The organism is Acinetobacter bereziniae LMG 1003 = CIP 70.12 (assembly GCF_000368925.1).
GTDB lineage: Bacteria > Pseudomonadota > Gammaproteobacteria > Pseudomonadales > Moraxellaceae > Acinetobacter > Acinetobacter bereziniae.
On sequence record NZ_KB849754.1, the window covers coordinates 38,194 to 55,271 of the forward strand.

The following is a 17,078-nucleotide window of genomic DNA, read 5'->3' on the forward strand; positions in this document are numbered from 1 at the left end:
TCAATTTAACTCAATATAACCTAACAGTTTGATTTTAAAATTTTTTCTACCAATCCAGATTCCAGTTTTTACTCTTCCGATTATTAAATATAAAACTGGGTCATTAAGATTGGTAATGCCATTTAGAACAGTATCTATATCCCTTAAATCGGTTGGAGAGGGTGTTGGTACATCTTCAGGATGTGTATGCCATAGGCCTTGAAAATTATAGAATTTTTTAGATTCGTTCCAAGCTTGTATTAAAGCATATTGGTGGGACTTTGACCTAAAGAAAGACATACGTGTTTGACAGTCTCCTTCCATAGGAGAGGTAAAGCTTTCAATGATTTTAGCTTTAGTTTCTATGTCTGTTCTTCCAATTAGAATGCCACCCGATTCTGGAGAATCTGATTCTAATTGTATAAATTGCTTTAAACTCTTTAAAACATTTGCTTGAATAATAAAGACTTGGCCTGTAGGTGTGTCACATTTAATCCTCCCTTGAGTTATGTATTGCAACATGGGCATACTTCTTTATAAATTTCTTTTAAATTCAATATATTAATTCCATTTGAATTATTTACTGAATTATAAAAAGGGGTAGTAATTATTCCATTTTTATTTGCATTCTGATTGTCGCCAGAAATAGAAACAAATCCTAATTGTTGATTCAGGACATATTCAGAAATATAGCTTGCTAGCTTCATGCAATTTAAAGAAGAGAAGGGGGTAAATGCACCAGCACACCCTGTAATATTTTTAGCAATTAGCTGTCCAGATTGTACATATTTATACATAGGGGTAAGACTTTTATTTGATTTTTCATCAAAATATAAGCAGTTTAAACATCCTACATGTTTATTATTGAAAGAAATAAAATGTCCACCTAAATCATAAGGTTCTAACCAGCCTATTATTACTTGAATGTTTGCACTTATTTCATAAATAGTTTTTACGAGAGAAATCTCAGTAGGAGTATGGCCAATTGCTATGATGATAGTATCAATATCTTCAGTAATTTTTGATTTTATCCAGCTTTCACCATGGCTTACGAATGGAAAAATAGTTAATCCGGGCCTTTCTATTAAAAACTTATTAGCTAAAGAAGTAGATTTATAGGTATTAACATACTGCAAACCTAAAGAATGACGATAAATATTATCTGTTTTTAAAAGCTCTGGATCTATGAAAGAAAATTTATTTACGCCTGTTTGAGCTAATATCTCTGCAATCTTTGAGCCTAAAGCCCCACATCCGATAATCGCTATATGTCTTGTTTTTTTCTCTTGCCCCGTTCTATTTAATAAATAATCTATCCACGCTCTTTGTGTTAAAGAGACTTTAAAGCCTTTGAAGGATACTTTTTCTTTGAAAGAATACCAAATGGCATAATAAAAAATCACATAAGCAAATCCATGTTCATTTGGAATTCCCACTAGGGCATAATGATTGCCTTGTTTTAACAAAGATCGTTTGTTCTCATTAGAGAGGGTATTAACAATTTTTAGAAAATAGTCCTCATTAAAATAATCTCCTATATCTGGTATGGGGAAAACAGAAGCATCTTCTAATAATATCTTATGAATTTTTACTTTTGTGAGCTGGTTGTGGTTTATGTAAGAACTATCGCCATCATCAATATGCTCTAATATTTGATGATTCCCTTTTGATGATTTTCTTAACCAACCATATAAATTAAATGTAGAAGTAGGGTCGCAATGTAATATTACATCCTCATTTATATTTTGAGTGCTGCCTAAATATCCTTCTAGTTCGTTATACAAGCTTACTCGGTTGTTTAATTGAAAATTAATAAAAGATTGCTTGAGTATATCTATAGCCCTTTCAAAGAATTCAGTAATAAGTTCTTTATGTCTATAGCCTTCAAAGTTTTCACCTTGATGATCCGTAGTACAAATTTCCCCACTTTGACTCACATGATCTAAGGCAGACATTGGTCGTGTCAATATTCTAAAAATGGGAGGTATCGTCCAATTAGCTCTATTTTGAAAAATTAGACCAAGGCAAACCTGTTGTGTATTAATGAGAAAATCAAATTTTAGATTAACCCAATCCTTAGTAATAGAAGTGACATGGATATTTTGAGCTCCATGTTCACTTAATAGCTTTTCAATATTGTCTAACTTTGGGTTATCAAAAAACATTGAGTTTTCCTAAGCAGATTTTCCTTCTTGAGTGTAATAAGTTTGTACTACTGGTTCGGACACTTCTTGTATTTCAGGGATAGGGAATTGTCTTCCAAAAGTTTTATTTAAAATTTTGCAAGCTTCTACTGTATCAGTTTCCTCATTTACAGCTTCTAAAGATGATTTTAAATCTTCAAGTTTTGATTTTAAGTGCTCCATTTGTTTTCGGGTCAATTTTTCGAGTAAGTCTACACCTTGATGTGCAGGTAAATTAATTACGAGTCTGAAGTAATACTCGTTATTTTCTGGATCAATGCTAAAGGTAGTGAATTGATCTAATACATTATTTACTATAGAAAGTAATACCTTATTATCATTCTCATAATCTTCAGCTGTTATATGCTCATATACAGCTGTAGTGATAGCAATACTCTTAAAAAAATCTAGACCTTTCTCATTTCGCCATTGTTTCAAGTAGCGAGTACATCGTCTAAACTGATGACGTAAATCTGAATCATCTTCAAATTTTCCCAAAATTGTATCGGTAAGTTCAGTAGGATTTGAAATATCCCAAGTCTTAAGGTCTTCAGAGGAGAATTCCTTACCTCGAGCTAGATACATATTGCCTTTGTCGTCTTCAGCGTAGATGGGCAGATCTACATGATAATCGGGACTACCATTTTTGAGATAAGTGACAGTTACGCAAGGTCGTTTGATCGTTACAGTTCTATTTGAATGAGTTAAAGCATCTCTAACAATTTTTTTAATTTCTACTGAGCCATATTCCTCTTTGTCACAATCTAATAAAACTCCTACATCAATATCATAATCTCCATTCTTAGGCTTAATCCCTGTGCCCAAGGCATAACTACCTTGATTAAAGTATTCAACAAATTGAGGACCATTTGGATCCTTTTTGAGTTCATCTTTTAAGGTGCTAATCAAAAGGTCACGTTTTTCACGTAATGTACTTTCTTCGTCATAACGACCTAATCGAATATTTGTGTGGAACTTAGCATAGTGTTTTTGTGGATTCGCCATATTGTTGTATTCCTGTAGTGCTTTTGTTGTTATGGGGATCTCCTATATTAAATACAAGTTAAGACATTAAAAAAAATAGAATTTTTAAAGGGAAAATTTAATCAAAAAATATTTAAACAAACGATGAGATGTATCAATCTCCAATTTTTAGCATTCCTTCCCAACTAAAATAGTTTTGAGTCAAATTCTTTCTGGACATCGCCCATACACGACCATGCATCTTGCAAGGTCCAATTACGGCATCGCCACCACAGAGTAAAAAGAATGTTCAAAATAAACAGTCTAAAAATTCTGAATAGCCTTTTAGAACAGAGAGTTAAGGCACACAATTTAAAATAGTCAGTGAGCCTATCAAAATCCTCATGTATGAAACCTAAGAAGTTCCACATTTTTCTGGGTATACAAGCCTAAATTTTATGGAAAGAATTCATATGCTGCTCCTTTAGCTAAAAGAGTATTCAGCTTACGATTCGTGGTTATTTTCAACAGTGCCTTCTGGTAAGGGTCGGCACCTGCACATCAAAAAAATCTCCCCCCAGAGTACGGCTGTTTCTATCGGGGGTAGAATATTCATTCTGTTACTTTAGACTACACCCATTCGGATACAGTTAATTTAGGCTATATTTGTATTCTTTTATTGTATTTAATTGGTGTATTTATTATAGTCTAATAAGCAAAAGAATACAAATAAGGGTACAACAGTGGCTGAAGTAGCATACAAACGGGTAAGTACGGCAGATCAAAATACAGCACGACAGCTAGAGGGCAAGACCTTTGACAAAATTTTTGAAGACAAGGTAAGCGGTAAGGATACCAACAGACCTCAATTACAGGCGATGCTCGATTACGTCAGAGAAGGTGATGTAGTCCATGTACACAGCCTGGATCGTTTGGGGCGTAATACGGCAGACCTGCTGCAATTGGTGGAGCAACTCAAGATTAAAGGCGTGACTGTCCATTTTCACAAAGAAGGCATGATCTTTTCGGCAGATACCAATAATCCAATGCACCAGCTAATGTTCACGATGCTGTCAGGCTTTGCACAGTTTGAGCGTGAGTTGATCAGAGAGCGTCAGCGTGAAGGGATTGCAATTGCCAGAGCTGAAAACAAGTATCAGGGACGTAAGAAGACTATTGATGACGCTGCAATTCGTGCAGCTATGGTAAAGCCTGATGCTAGTTACAGGAAAGTGGCAAAAGAGCTGGGTGTAAGTCTAAGCACAGTACAAAGGGCAATGAAGGGAGGCTAAGCTCCCTTTCTTGGTCTCCCTGATTTACTTTTTTGTGGGATTTGCCCTTTACTGAAAGCGCGATTTTTAGAATTAAACATTACTGAACGAATGAGATAATCTTTCTTTACTAGATACATGGCAGTTGCTATGACGTTATCCCTGAGATCCTCTTCATGATGGCTAATCATGCCTATGCCTAGATTTTTATACTTTTCCTTATTGGCATTGCAATTCCAATATAAGCCATCTCCTTGGGTAATCTCATTATTCCATAGCTCGCCTATATCTTGAGCTATTGTGATGTCTTCACGATGCTCAGAGCCATCTAAGAAAAACATCATGTGGAAATGGAAAGATTTTATCTCGGTATATTCCAATTTCCACATATAGCCTATAAAGCCTTTTGAATATTGCTTCTTGAGAGACTTAAGAAGCACCCTTCTATGTTCTTGAACATCAAGCGACCATGCCTTTAAAGCTTCAAGTTTGTGTCCTTGTTTTGACAATGGTTTATTTGAAATATTGGTGGTGATCTTTCTAAAAAGCCCCTTCCGGTAGCTTAAGTCTATTCGGATTACTAAAAGCCTTGAACGGTAATCAAATAGTCCGTTGATATATTTTCGTACTTCCTTTTTATATTCACTGTCATATTTTCTCTGCTGTTCAATTTCTTTTTTAAAAGCATCAGATCGTAGTCCTTTCTTTAGAGCAGTTAGGAAAGCTATATCATCAAATTTTCTGTATTCAGTTTTTGTTTTCAAATAGAGATTTACGTAAGGTGAAAACTTGCTATCAGGAAAGTTTTCTTCCAGGTCATTTATATATTGGTCTGTTCTGTACCATACGAGCTTTTGGTATTTTTTTAAGATAAATCTATATCCGGATGGATCTGCTAACAGCTGCTCATTTTCACTCTTTAGTTCTTTCAGTGATTCTTCTATTACATGAAGTTGGTTGTAAGTACGATAATTAATATCATCTATTGTTAACTTATTGTTGTCAGTAATAATTGGATACATATCGTCTAGGAAATATGTATTGGGTTCTAAAGTATCCATGTAGGTATAACTCCAATATCATTATGTCTATGATATTGAAGATAATATATAAATGATAATTAATCTTAATAACATAAACTACAGAAATAATTATTTATTTTTCATACCCTTAGATGCTATATATCAATACTTTCCATTGTGTTTAAAAATCATACAGTTAGTAGGATAATAGCGAGTTGTAGGTATAAAAAACTAGTAGGATTAGTTAATCCTACTAGTTTTAATTTAATATTGTCAATACCTATTTACTTAGATGCACACATACAATTCAGTTTCACTAAATAATTGTGTTCTTGTGAAAGAATGATAGGACTTCAGAGGGGGATTTTCTGGAATGAGGGAATTTGCCAAATGGCAATTGCGTAATCGGGACGCCGAGTCGCGTGAAGGCATAGATTGCAAATAATTTCAGATATACATCATCTACATGAACAGTGAATGTTTATTCCTACATTCAAAGGCTTATCAGACGGTAAGCCTTTTTTCATTTCTAGAGGTATATCTTATGAACATTACATGCCCGTATTGCCATTCTGAAAACGTCAGCCGTGTGATTGACCAGCAGTCCTCCAATAACCGCAGTATGTCTTCAATGACCGGTGCCGGGATTGGTGCCAGCATTTCCAAAAGCCTGCCGCTGCCGATCTCGCCCTGGATGGGTGGGATTGCCGGGGCTGTGGTCGGTGGACTGATTGACAGCTTCATCCAGCCATCCAGACCCGTAGCGGCACCGATCCGCTACTTCCATTGCCATCATTGCCAGCGCAATTTTGATTAACCGGCTCAGGGAGAAGTGATATGGCACATCAACTCGAACAAATGGCTTATGTCGGTAACACCCCCTGGCATGGCCTGGGTAATCAACTGACACAGAACCAGCCGATTGAAGTCTGGGCACAACAGGCAGGCATGGACTGGCGCATTGAATCCTGCAATGTCAGCTATATGGCACAGAATGAACGGGGACAGAGCATCATTCTGCCTTATGAAGAACAGCGGGTCTTGTACCGTTCTGATACCCATGCCCCTTTATCGGTCGTCAGCCAGCGTTACCAGGAAGTGCAGCCCAAAGAGATTCTGGAATTCTACCGGGATCTGACCGAGCAATCCGGCTTTGAGCTGGAAACCGCGGGCGTACTGAAGGGAGGAAAAAAGTTCTGGGCACTGGCACGTACCGGACAAAGCACGGCACTCAAAGGCAAGGATGTCAGCAATGGCTATATCCTACTAGCAACCGCTTGTGATGGAACGTTAGCAACGACTGCACAATTTACCAATATCCGGGTGGTATGCAACAACACGCTGGCGATTGCTTTACGTGGGCAAAGCTCAAGTGCCGGGGTGGTCAAGGTTCCACACAGCACCCGGTTCGATGCGGACAAGGTCAAGCAGCAACTCGGCATTTCCGTGCGTGCCTGGGATGAACACATGTATGAAATGAAACAGCTCAGCCAGCGCAAAGTCACCCAAGGTGAAGCCGCTGCCTATTTCGATGCCGTGTTTAACAACACTAGCCTAAGCATTGCCGATCAGGAGGACAACATCATCCAGTTCTACCGCAATGTGGCTGCACAGGCCAGTCACTCCCCAGGCAGTAAAACCGAACCGAATGGACGCGCCATGAGTAAAGTCATGCAGATGTTCAATGGACAGGGACGGGGTGCCGAACTTTCCTCAGCCAAGGATACCGCCTATGGCTTGCTGTGTTCGATCACGGAATTTGCCGATCATGAACGCCGGGCCATGAGTACCGATCACCGGCTGGATTCTGCCTGGTTTGGTGCAGGGGCAGCACTAAAACAGCGTGGGCTGGAACAGGCTTTAAGACTGGTGGCCTAAGACCTTTTCCTGATCATGCTTAATGTTGCTTTAAGGCTCACAACCTAATCGGGCATTGAAGATGCATTGAAGATTAAATTCTACATGAACCTCAGCATGCCCCTTTGGCCACATCTCCCCGGATGTGGCTTTTTTTATGCCCAAAATTTCTCAGCTGAATTTTTACAGACGACCGCTATCTATAGGACAACCCCATGAATACATTTGCACCTTTACCCAATTTACCGAAGCCCTCTGGCATTCCCTCACACATTCCATTACCTCAACCTGTGAAACCTTCACGATCCACTGCGGCCAAACGTCTGGCCAATACCAAACAGCTTGATCAGCAACAATGGCTGGAAGTCCGCAAGCAGGGCATTGGCAGCAGTGATGCTGCGACTGCCTGTGGGCTTAATCCCTACATGTCGATGCTGGAACTGTGGATGATCAAGACCGGACGTATCCAGCAAAAGATCGAAGATGAAAGTTCCGGCCATGCTCCCTTGTACTGGGGCAAGCAACTGGAACCCCTGGTCGCTGAATACTACAGTCTGCATACCAATAACAAGGTCAGACGGGTGAATGCCGTATTACAGCATCCTGATCCAGACAAGGCCTTTATGCTGGCCAACTTGGATTATGCCGTGGTTGGCAGCGATGAGGTGCAGATCCTGGAATGTAAAACTGCAGGGGAATATGGCAGCAAGCTGTGGCGGGATGGTGTGCCGCTGTATGTATTGTGTCAGGTACAGCATCAACTGGCCGTCACAGGCAAGCAGGCGGCTCATGTCTGTGTCTTGCTCTGCGGCCATGAAACCCGGATTTTTAAGGTCAGCCGAAATGATGCCCTGATCCAGCAGATCATCCATGCGGAACGTACTTTCTGGGCATGTGTCGAGCAAGATATTCCTCCCGCAGTAGATGCCAGTGAATCGGCAGCACGCGCTTTACAGCAGCTTTACCCGGAGCATGTCCCTCTAACCGTCGAAGACCTATCACATGATGAGACGGCCAATCTGCTTTTTGAAAAGCTGATTCAAGCCAGACAGCAGATTGAAGAGCAGCAGCAAAGCTTCGATCAGATCAAGCACGAAATTCAGATGCTGATGAAAGATGCTGAACGAGCCACCTTTAACGGTGGCTCGGTGGTATGGAGGAAGAGTAAAGATTCAGTGAGTCTGGATGCCAAGTCACTGTTAAAGCAGCAGCCTGAGCTGATTGAGCAGTATCCGCTGCATAAGCAGGGCAGTCGTCGCTTCAACATTTATACGGATGCATGACCTGCCTTCCGCAGAGGCCCATTTGTAAAAACGCGCAAAGCCGCCCGGTTCGCCCTTTCTCCACAGATGAAGAAAGGGCATTTGGACAGCTTTGCCTGATCTGATGATCGATGCACTACCTGTTCTCCTGTGACCTCGGGTGAGCATTATTTTTATTGAATTAAGAGAGTCGATAGGTTGAGGAGCGGGTGCTTCAATTTATACGGCTCATCTGTAAAAAATCACATTTAGGAAAATCATGATGATTAAAGGGTTAGCGATTACACCGCCCGTATTGGGGCGTATCAGCATTGGCCGTGTCATTGAAAAGAATGGCAAACGCCTGCCAGAGAAAGATGACCAGTTCACCATTACCAGCCAGATCCAGAGCAAGGAAGGCTGGATCAGGCATCCACTGGATGAGCAGCTGCGTGCAAACCTACCGAATGGGAAACTGAGATCCATTCCGGTACGGATGATCTTTAATGATCCTGATCTGAACATGCGGGCAGAATACAGCCTGTTTGACCGTCAGACTGGACGTCCGGTTTGTGTCGGCAATGGTCAGACCTGCCAGCGATTGACCAGTCAAGGGGTAGAACAGCATCCCTGTCCATCCCCAGATTTATGCTCACTGGCACAAGGCGGGCATTGCAAGCCCTATGGGCGGCTGCATGTCAATCTGGATGAATCGGATGAACTGGGGACTTTCATCTTTAGAACCACAGGTTTTAACAGTATCCGTACCCTGGCTGCACGTTTGGCTTACTACCATGCGGCATCAGGAGGGCTGCTATCATGTTTACCCTTACAACTGACCTTAAGAGGGAAAAGCACGACACAAAGCTATCGCCAGCCGGTGTACTACGTGGATCTGACCTTACGTGATGGGGTGAACTTGCAGCAAGCAATTAACACGGCTCGACAGATGGATGAGCAGAGTAAGGCCGCTGGGTTTTACCAGGAATCGCTGGATTTTACTGCTAGAAAAGGCTTTGAGAATGCTAGATTTGAGGTGAACAGTGAGGAGGGCATGGATGTGCTGGAGGAGTTTTATGCAGAAGATGAATCTGAGCAACCCAAGACTGAACCGAAAACTAATGCAAAGCCTAAATTCAATCAGAGAGAGGGTTTTGTGCAGGATATTCAGCAGGGTTTGCAGCAGAGTGTTAGAATAGTGAATTAAACACATGCGGTGAAAAATAAGGGAATTTAGGATCCCTTATTTTTTTGTTCTGATGTCTTCAGCATTTCAAAATTTCCTTGAATATAGACAAGCCATCGAAGCTTATAATAAGACCCACGACATGCTGGAACGCTGCAAGAAATCCAATGATGTAGTGCTGATCGACAATGCCTTTAAAGACACCAAGCTGGAGATCTTTAAAAAGGATTGGATAGCTTTACTCGCCTCTACGAGTTTATGACGCAGATTGTAGATTACGATGATAAAAGCTGGAAAAGCTCAGTCTGTATGCGTGTAACCTGAGTCCATTGTTGCGCGAATATTTATACAACTAAATTACAACTAATTTAATTTTAATTATTAACTAAATTAGTTTCATATTAAAACTTCCAAACCCACTTCTTTAAGAACACCCACATACTTCCTGACATTCTCAACATCTTGCAGCTCAATAAGAAGTCTTTTTTCAAGATCTTCATAGCTCTCACCTACAGCTGCTTTCTGGCTAGCGAATGGATCGTAATGGGCAAGTTTGTTTGCGAATAATCTAATCTGTTTATCACTGAGTTTCTTGGGAGATTCGTTCTCATCATCTTTGGTTTTCTTAGGACGAAAAGAGAAAGAGAACCCGGTAATGTTTCGGCCAGACTTATGCTGCTCATAGGACGCAACAATATCCGTCTTCTCGTTGATTTGGGTTAAAGCAGCATTCAAGACCTTCTTCTTGAAGTTGCTCATGATCTTGTATTCGTCACTACCCAATCCCAGCTTGAAGCGAAAGTCATCAACCAAGAAGACCGGGGTTTTACCGAGACTGCGCCACTGGATCAGCAATTCATACAGACGGATTGCATACTTGCTGGTTAATGAACTTATTTGCTTCAGTTCATACGAAGTAAAAGACTGTTCTAACTCAGTGATCAATGGAATGACATCGGGAGCAAAAACCAATTCTAGAATACCAGCAGAATCAACATAGGCTATTCTTGAAACCCAACGAGATTTAACGATCTTCTCCTTCTGGGTAGCCTCATGAATCCCCTTGTAGCTGAACTTTCGCTCAAACAGGCTATTAGCTGCATTCTTTAAAGCTTCATAGGCTGCATGCCTATCTACATTGAATTGCTTCATATAGTGCTGTGCATGGACTTCTAGGGTGCTATTAGCATTAACATCTTTGCTTATCTCTCTAGCTTGTACGATGGCTAAAAGAATCAGACGTTGCTCTGTGGTATCTAGGTTATAGCTGGCATTGATTAAGGCATTGTCTTTAACAACTAACTCTTTTGTCACAATGACTTTCCTATTTATTATTGCCAATAACTATACCCAAACAACTTAAGTATGTAAATGGAGGGGAAAGGTATCTATAATGGAGGGGAAAGGTATCTATAATGGAGGGGAAAGGTATCTATAATGGAGGGGAAAGGTATCTATAATGGAGGGGAAAGGTATCTATATACCCTCTGAAAGTCTTATATAGAAAGGGTTTCAGCCTGTCTAAAAATATTAAAAATAAAAATATTAAAAATAAAAAAGGGTATTGTTGAAAAATTAGAGCTTCTTTATTTTTTCGCGTATCAATTGATTGTGATAGAAACCAAAAAGAAATAGGTCAATAATCAACCTGGTGGGAAAAGGTATCTGTATAGAGAATTGAATAAATACTAAAGGAATAACACTTTACTTAGTTACACTATGAAACTATATTAAGTATAAATTAGTTATAAATTATACCTAAAATGATTGTATTAATTGGAAGCCAGAAAGGCGGATGTGGCAAATCTACAATAGCTATCAATATTGCTGCTTATCTTGCAAAACATAACAAAGACATCGTACTCGTTGATGCAGATCCCCAACAAAGCTCAGCTAACTGGGTAAAAGATCGGGATGGAACAGATCTGCCGAAAGTACATTGCGTTCAGCGCTATGGCGATATCAAGAACACACTGAAAGACCTAGATGGCCGTTATGACTATGTAATTGTCGATGTTGCTGGGCATGACAGCAAAGAGCTTAGAACTGCAATGTTAACGGCTCATTACCTGGTAGTGCCATTTAGACCATCACAATTCGACTTGGATACTTTACCTCATCTATCAGAAGTCATTGACCAAGCGAAGTCCTTTAATGAGGAACTGAAGCCATTTGGATTACTAACATTGGCTCCTACAAATCCATCAGTGTCTGAAGTGCAACAAGCAAATGACTATTTAGCTGACTTCCGGTTGTTCACAGCCTTGTCGTCAGTGATTCATGATCGTAAGGTTTATCGTGATGTCACAGCTGAAGGGAAAGGTGTAGTTGAATCCAATAATCCAAAAGCAATAGAAGAATTTGAGGCATTCATGGAGGAGCTTCTGGCATGATTAAGAAAAGAGAAACTACGAAACCTTTTTCTGAGGAAGCATTCATTAATGGTGCTAATGAACAGCTCACACCAAAATTAGACCCGAAAGCTTCTAGAAAATTTAAGACGCATACGATCCCGATGAATGAGTATGAGTACAAGTTATTAGCTGAACTGGCAGAGAAATATGGTCAAACCCATAATGGAATTATTAGATTTGCACTAAAGAAATTAAGTGAGGAATAACAACTAATATAGAACTTATTTGAAACTATTTTAGTTTCAAAAAACTTAATTGAATGTAGTAAAACCATAGTAGGCTGTTGATGTTCATCACAGACTAGACATTTTTATTGGTGAGAATACAGACAAGACACTTTAAATTGTTTCTAACATCTGATGTTATTCCCAAGTAGAAATGTCCTACCTAATAACCAAATAGAAATGTCCTATATGGACATTTCCAAGTCAAGCACAGGATTCAGATTTCGTTGTTGAATTGCTGTTTTCTGTGCACGTCTGCTTGGCATCTTTTGAGAACGATTACGTTTGTTTTGCTGTTCTAATTCTTCATGCTGCTGTTGGATATGATTCAGGACAGCACCCAACCGTTTATTCTCAACAATCTCTCGCTGATTCAGCTGACTTAATTTATCGAAGAGGCTGTAATTGATCTTTCGGCCATCATGCATGAGGGCTACAGTACCATCCGGGTATTCCAGGAACTCAAGATACTTACCGATCAACCTTTGATTTTCTTCGGTGTTTTCCAGGAGATATACGCATTTATCATAAGTAATCGTCAGGCTATTCGTGACTCTGCGGGGTTCACGCCAAGTAAAAATATCATCTAATTCTTCGGCTGTTTCAGTGATAGGCCGATGTAGATCCTTAGGATTAAAAGCCATCTTGGCGAACTTCTGATTGAACTGCTCAATGAAGCAGGGTAGCCAGGCATTAGCTTGCTCAATCGAGCAGATGCCTTCCAGGCGCATCTCCTTGATCAGACGGTCCTGAAGGGTTCTGTTGGCACGTTCCACACGGCCTTTGGCCTGTGGTGAATTGGCGAAGATGATATCGATATTCAGGGTGCTGAGTACACGTCCAAACTGGGTAATCTTGGTGTCTTTCTTGCTGCTTTGATTCACTCTAAAGACTGAATGTTTGTCACTGTAAAACGCTAAAGGCTTACCGTGCTGTTCGACATATAAACGTGTTGAAATCATATAGTCAAAGGTTGATTCTGACTCACAGAAGCGTAAATGCTGCAATTTTCCTGTAGCATCATCGATAAACACCAGCAGACAGCATTTAGCAGCGCGTCCTTCAAACCAGTCATGGTGTGAGCCATCAATTTGGATCAGTTCACCAAAGCAATCCCGGTTGTAACGAGGCTGATACGGGCGTTTCAGGCGCTTGGATCGAGGAATCCATAAGTCAGCTGCAATCATCCAAGAACGCAGGGTTTCTACTGAAAGATCGAATCCATGTACGGTGGTGAGCTTTTCATGCGCTAAAGTGGGTCCGAAACCATGGAGTTGGTCAGAAACAATATTGAGGCACTTGAGTCTGAGTTCTTCAGGAAGTTTGGAATTGCTGATTTGGCCACGACCGGCATGGGCTAATGCAGCTGGACCTTGAGCTTTGTATTTCTGCAGTAAGCGTCTGATCTGACGTTCTGAAATATGAAGTAGCTGAGCAGCCTGGGATTGAGTTATGCGTTGATCGCAGATTTCCTGCAAGACCGACAATCGTTTAAGTTCTTTATCCGACATAGACACCAACATATCAAACCGTCCGCTAAGGAAATTGCAAAAGTGCATATTCTAAAAGCGGACATTTTTACTTTGGAGAAACCGGACATTTCTATTTGGGGCTTACAATCTGAACTGCGCATAAGAGATTTTATGTTAAATGAAAAATAGATGGTGCTTTTCTAAAAAGTTTTATTATTTCTTAGGTTTAACTTGGAAAGTACTGATATATCTACCTATTTCTTTACCATCAATAGAACGATTGGTTGTATAAGCTGTAATAATTGTAAAAAAGGAATCTCTACCCTTTGCAACATAATCCAAAATAATAACCCCAGAAGGAAGCATTGCTAAATAGAGCCCTTTTCTTTTATCTGTTTGATGATGAAAACTCCCTCCTTGGCCTAATTTTTTCACCAAAAATCCGAAAACATCAGTGGGGGGTCTTAAGCGATTAAATTCTTGACCATGATTTCTTAAAATATGCAGATAGCCAAATCCATTTCTACCTTTTGCATAGCCATTTTGTAATCTAATTGGAAGATCATGAGGAATACCTTTTATGGTATTGCCAGGAATTATAGCTAGATCGATAGAACCATTAATTTCCCAAAATAAATTCTGCTCTATTGTATCTTCTTTTATTTGTAAAACAGGTTGTTGCATGATTAGAAAGTACTTTTAAAAAAGGGAAAAGAAGATAGAATTTGACATTTCTCAGGGGAATGATACCCTAATAGATGAGTCTTTGCTGAAAGACGTTACATCGACCTTGACAACCTAGATGGTCAGATGAAAAATTGGTCAGCACGCTGTTGTCATATAAGCGTATAGAGCGAGGTGTAATACTAAGTATTACTAAGTTTCTAAGAATTTGGTTAATTCTTTCGAGCGTTAACCATTTAAGTTTTTAGATTACTTCGGGCGTCGTTCGGACTCATATTAATTAAAGGTCGCATTTGCGGCCTTTATTTTTATGCTATAAAAATAAAGAATTAGTATATTTTAGAGAGCTTTCTTATGGGGGAATGCCTATTGCAGAATTAAGGCATTTAACAGGAAGAATTGGGGAACTTTATGTAGCTATGATGACCTTAGGACAATTAGCTGATTCAGTTAATCAGAGAGGTTATGATGTAGTTTCCAGTACTGGACGGCTTTGTTGCACAAAGATATCATAACTATATGATTTTAAAAGTTTTGATTATTTTTTGATCCAAAATTAAATTTATTTAAATCAGATGCTTACATATTTATGCAACAAAGCCTTATTTTAAGGGATGTTATCAAGTGCTACAAAATTTTTTTGAAAAGAGTAGATTTTTAGTTATTATAGTTATTATAAATTGCATACTATCTTCTATTTTTTTATATTTATCAACTATATATCTTCTAATTGATGCAATAATTTTTATTATAAAAAATATATATGCAACTAATTTTGAAGTAAAAATAGTTGTTGTTAAATTTTTAAAAATCCTCGATGTCTCGTTAATTGCTATTACATTTCATTTAATTTCAGCAGGTTTTTATAAATTATTTATTCAACAAGCTATTTTTGACAATAGTTCTTTTCTTAAGACACTATCAATTAATAAGTTTCATGATCTAAAACTTATTATATTACATGTATCTATTATAGTTATAGTCATCTTGTTTTTAGAAGATCTTGTTGTTTTTGGTGGAACTTTAGCCAACTTATATGCTGGTATTTCTTCTAGCCTAGTCATATTAGCAATAATTTTTACTTGTAAGCTATTAGATAATGATCATCACAAAGACGATGAATAACTTAAATCGCAAGGACTCATTTATAATTACTCTTTTATTTGAGCATTTAATTGAAGTTAAGATTAGAGGGCACTGTTGCAAATAGAGATTTGAGTCGATGATGTTCCCTTTAAAAAGTACTTAGAGACCGAAAACCCTGTTGATTAGACACACTTCACCCTGAGGCTGACCATAATAAAATGACGATGCTTGTCCTTTACGTAGTGCACGCATGACTTCAATACCTTTAATTGTGGCATAAGCCGTCTTCATAGATTTGAATCCTAATGTGGCCCTGATGATCCGCTTTAGCTTGCCATGATCACATTCAATCACGTTATTTTTATACTTAATCTGCCTGTGCTCAAGGTCTGGTGGACATTTACCTTCCCGTTTTAACCGTGATAAAGCACGTCCATATGTGGGTGCTTTATCCGTGTTGATCACTTGTGGAATTTGCCACTTCTTCACATTATTTAAAATTTTTCCAAGAAAACAATAAGCTGAATGGGTATTTCGTCTAGCAGAAAGATAGAAATCAAGAGTATGGCCACGTTGGTCAACTGCACGGTATAGATATGCCCATTTGCCATTCACTTTTACGTAAGTTTCATCCAGATGCCATAAATGTCGATCTGTAGGATTACGCCAATACCAACGTAAACGTTTTTCCATTTCTGGAGCATAACGCTGAACCCAGCGATAAATTGTGGTGTGATCAACATTCACTCCACGTTCGGCCAGCATTTCCTGAAGTTCACGATAGCTGATGCCATATTTACAATACCAACGAACAGCCCAAAGAATGATTTCACCTTGAAAGTGCCGACCGTGGAAGGGATTCATCTGCTGTATCTCGAAATAAATAAGATATTTAGCTTATCATGTCAGCCTATTTGCAACAGTGCCGAATGCAAAGCCTTGGAAAGATCAGCAAGTCAGGTCTATAGAACGAAATGAGTTATTGAAAACAGTCAAACTGCTAGGAAGGTCACTTTGGAAAAAGTGGTCTGGTTATCATCGTCGAAGTTTGGTGGAAACCAAGATGCATTGCATCAAATTATTAGGCGATAAATTAACAGCAAGGAGTTTTCCTAGTCAGGTGAATGAGATTCATGCACGCGTAGCCGTCTTGAACAAATTCACAGAATTGGGGCGCCCTCACACCCAAGTTGTCACTTGAATTTGGCTCAATTAGGATCGCTCTATCTTTCAAACCTTTATGCAACAAAGCCAGTCCCTATGTTAATTTGAAGAATGCTTCAATCTGACGGCTGCGAACCGCCAGGGACAGGCGCAATGTCAGATTCTGTCGCGGCCTTGGCGCGTGCCTGGAAGCGTTCATAGCAATCCAGCCCGCAGAAATGTTCGACGTATTCCGCGCCTTCCGGGGTGAAGGCGGCATCGAGCGGAATTTCTTTGCAGCATACGCAGCAGGTGGTGCAACTGGCAGTGTTCGGGGCGTTTGCGTTCATGGT

17 protein-coding genes and 2 pseudogenes are annotated in these 17,078 nt (G+C 39.5%); 10 read left to right on the top strand and 9 right to left on the bottom strand.

Annotation, left to right across the window (positions count from 1 at the left end; genetic code table 11):
* Genes F938_RS00190 through F938_RS00200 form a run of 3 tightly spaced genes read right to left on the bottom strand, consistent with a single transcriptional unit; the run spans position 1 to position 3,167 of the window.
* Positions 1–501, bottom strand: coding sequence for a Mov34/MPN/PAD-1 family protein (locus tag F938_RS00190; protein ID WP_005006362.1), 501 nt, complete (start codon positions 499–501; stop codon positions 1–3).
* Positions 486–2,144, bottom strand: a complete 1,659-nt coding sequence (locus F938_RS00195; RefSeq protein WP_005006360.1) for a ThiF family adenylyltransferase — start codon at positions 2,142–2,144, stop codon at positions 486–488. The genes F938_RS00190 and F938_RS00195 overlap by 16 nt, the downstream gene beginning before the upstream one ends.
* A gap of 9 nt (positions 2,145–2,153) precedes the next feature.
* On the bottom strand, positions 2,154–3,167 hold the full coding sequence (locus tag F938_RS00200) for a nucleotidyltransferase domain-containing protein (RefSeq protein WP_005006358.1): 1,014 nt from the start codon (positions 3,165–3,167) through the stop codon (positions 2,154–2,156).
* 701 nt (positions 3,168–3,868) lie between these two features.
* Between F938_RS00200 and F938_RS00205 the strand changes: the two genes are divergently transcribed.
* The gene (locus F938_RS00205; RefSeq protein WP_004889330.1) at positions 3,869–4,417 is read left to right on the top strand and encodes a recombinase family protein; all 549 of its coding nucleotides are present in this window, start codon (positions 3,869–3,871) and stop codon (positions 4,415–4,417) included.
* Here the strand turns inward: F938_RS00205 and F938_RS00210 are convergent.
* Positions 4,414–5,457 carry a YagK/YfjJ domain-containing protein gene (locus F938_RS00210; RefSeq protein WP_004889331.1) on the bottom strand — a complete coding sequence of 348 codons (1,044 nt, stop codon included), beginning with the start codon at positions 5,455–5,457 and terminating at the stop codon, positions 4,414–4,416. The genes F938_RS00205 and F938_RS00210 overlap by 4 nt on opposite strands.
* A 505-nt stretch (positions 5,458–5,962) precedes the next feature.
* Here F938_RS00210 and F938_RS23475 point away from each other — a divergent pair.
* The 5 genes and pseudogenes from F938_RS23475 to F938_RS24625 all read left to right on the top strand — a co-directional run.
* Positions 5,963–6,235 carry a hypothetical protein gene (locus F938_RS23475; RefSeq protein ID WP_004889335.1) on the top strand — a complete coding sequence of 91 codons (273 nt, stop codon included), beginning with the start codon at positions 5,963–5,965 and terminating at the stop codon, positions 6,233–6,235.
* A 20-nt stretch (positions 6,236–6,255) separates the two neighbouring features.
* Positions 6,256–7,296, top strand: coding sequence for a DUF932 domain-containing protein (locus tag F938_RS00220; protein ID WP_004889337.1), 1,041 nt, complete (start codon positions 6,256–6,258; stop codon positions 7,294–7,296).
* Between the two features lie 194 nt (positions 7,297–7,490).
* Complete coding sequence (locus F938_RS00225) at positions 7,491–8,558, top strand: YqaJ viral recombinase family nuclease (RefSeq protein ID WP_004889338.1); 1,068 nt, start codon at positions 7,491–7,493, stop codon at positions 8,556–8,558.
* 241 nt (positions 8,559–8,799) lie between these two features.
* Positions 8,800–9,723, top strand: a complete 924-nt coding sequence (locus F938_RS00230) for a recombination directionality factor (RefSeq protein WP_010590180.1) — start codon at positions 8,800–8,802, stop codon at positions 9,721–9,723.
* Between the two features lie 82 nt (positions 9,724–9,805).
* A pseudogene (locus F938_RS24625) lies at positions 9,806–10,043 on the top strand (hypothetical protein); the annotation flags it as partial.
* A gap of 55 nt (positions 10,044–10,098) precedes the next feature.
* On the opposite strand, the gene repM reads toward F938_RS24625, so the two are convergent.
* The gene (gene repM, locus F938_RS00240; protein WP_004889343.1) at positions 10,099–11,016 is read right to left on the bottom strand and encodes a replication initiation protein RepM; all 918 of its coding nucleotides are present in this window, start codon (positions 11,014–11,016) and stop codon (positions 10,099–10,101) included.
* 449 nt (positions 11,017–11,465) lie between these two features.
* On the opposite strand from repM, the gene F938_RS00245 reads away from it, so the two are divergent.
* Together F938_RS00245 and F938_RS00250 are read left to right on the top strand one after the other, a co-directional pair.
* A complete protein-coding gene (locus tag F938_RS00245; protein ID WP_004889316.1) occupies positions 11,466–12,095 on the top strand; it encodes an AAA family ATPase in 630 nt (209 codons plus the stop codon).
* Positions 12,092–12,322 carry a ribbon-helix-helix domain-containing protein gene (locus F938_RS00250; RefSeq protein ID WP_004658732.1) on the top strand — a complete coding sequence of 77 codons (231 nt, stop codon included), beginning with the start codon at positions 12,092–12,094 and terminating at the stop codon, positions 12,320–12,322. The genes F938_RS00245 and F938_RS00250 overlap by 4 nt, the downstream gene beginning before the upstream one ends.
* 203 nt (positions 12,323–12,525) lie before the next feature.
* On the opposite strand, the gene F938_RS00255 is transcribed toward F938_RS00250, so the two are convergent.
* Together F938_RS00255 and F938_RS00260 are read right to left on the bottom strand one after the other, a co-directional pair.
* On the bottom strand, positions 12,526–13,851 hold the full coding sequence (locus tag F938_RS00255; RefSeq protein WP_082179799.1) for an ISNCY family transposase: 1,326 nt from the start codon (positions 13,849–13,851) through the stop codon (positions 12,526–12,528).
* Between the two features lie 174 nt (positions 13,852–14,025).
* Complete coding sequence (locus F938_RS00260; RefSeq protein ID WP_004761025.1) at positions 14,026–14,496, bottom strand: hypothetical protein; 471 nt, start codon at positions 14,494–14,496, stop codon at positions 14,026–14,028.
* A gap of 624 nt (positions 14,497–15,120) precedes the next feature.
* Here F938_RS00260 and F938_RS00265 point away from each other — a divergent pair.
* Positions 15,121–15,621: a YqhA family protein gene (locus F938_RS00265; RefSeq protein WP_005028419.1), complete on the top strand. Its 501-nt coding sequence runs from the start codon at positions 15,121–15,123 to the stop codon at positions 15,619–15,621.
* 120 nt (positions 15,622–15,741) lie between these two features.
* Here the strand turns inward: F938_RS00265 and F938_RS00270 are convergent, their stop codons facing one another.
* The gene (locus tag F938_RS00270; RefSeq protein ID WP_005028420.1) at positions 15,742–16,446 is read right to left on the bottom strand and encodes an IS6 family transposase; all 705 of its coding nucleotides are present in this window, start codon (positions 16,444–16,446) and stop codon (positions 15,742–15,744) included.
* A gap of 64 nt (positions 16,447–16,510) precedes the next feature.
* On the opposite strand from F938_RS00270, the pseudogene F938_RS00275 reads away from it, so the two are divergent.
* Positions 16,511–16,783: pseudogene (locus tag F938_RS00275) on the top strand (transposase); the annotation flags it as partial.
* 79 nt (positions 16,784–16,862) lie between these two features.
* Here F938_RS00275 and F938_RS23495 read toward each other — a convergent pair.
* On the bottom strand, positions 16,863–17,078 hold a 216-nt coding region (locus tag F938_RS23495; RefSeq protein ID WP_457911970.1), incomplete at its 5' end, for a DUF3330 domain-containing protein.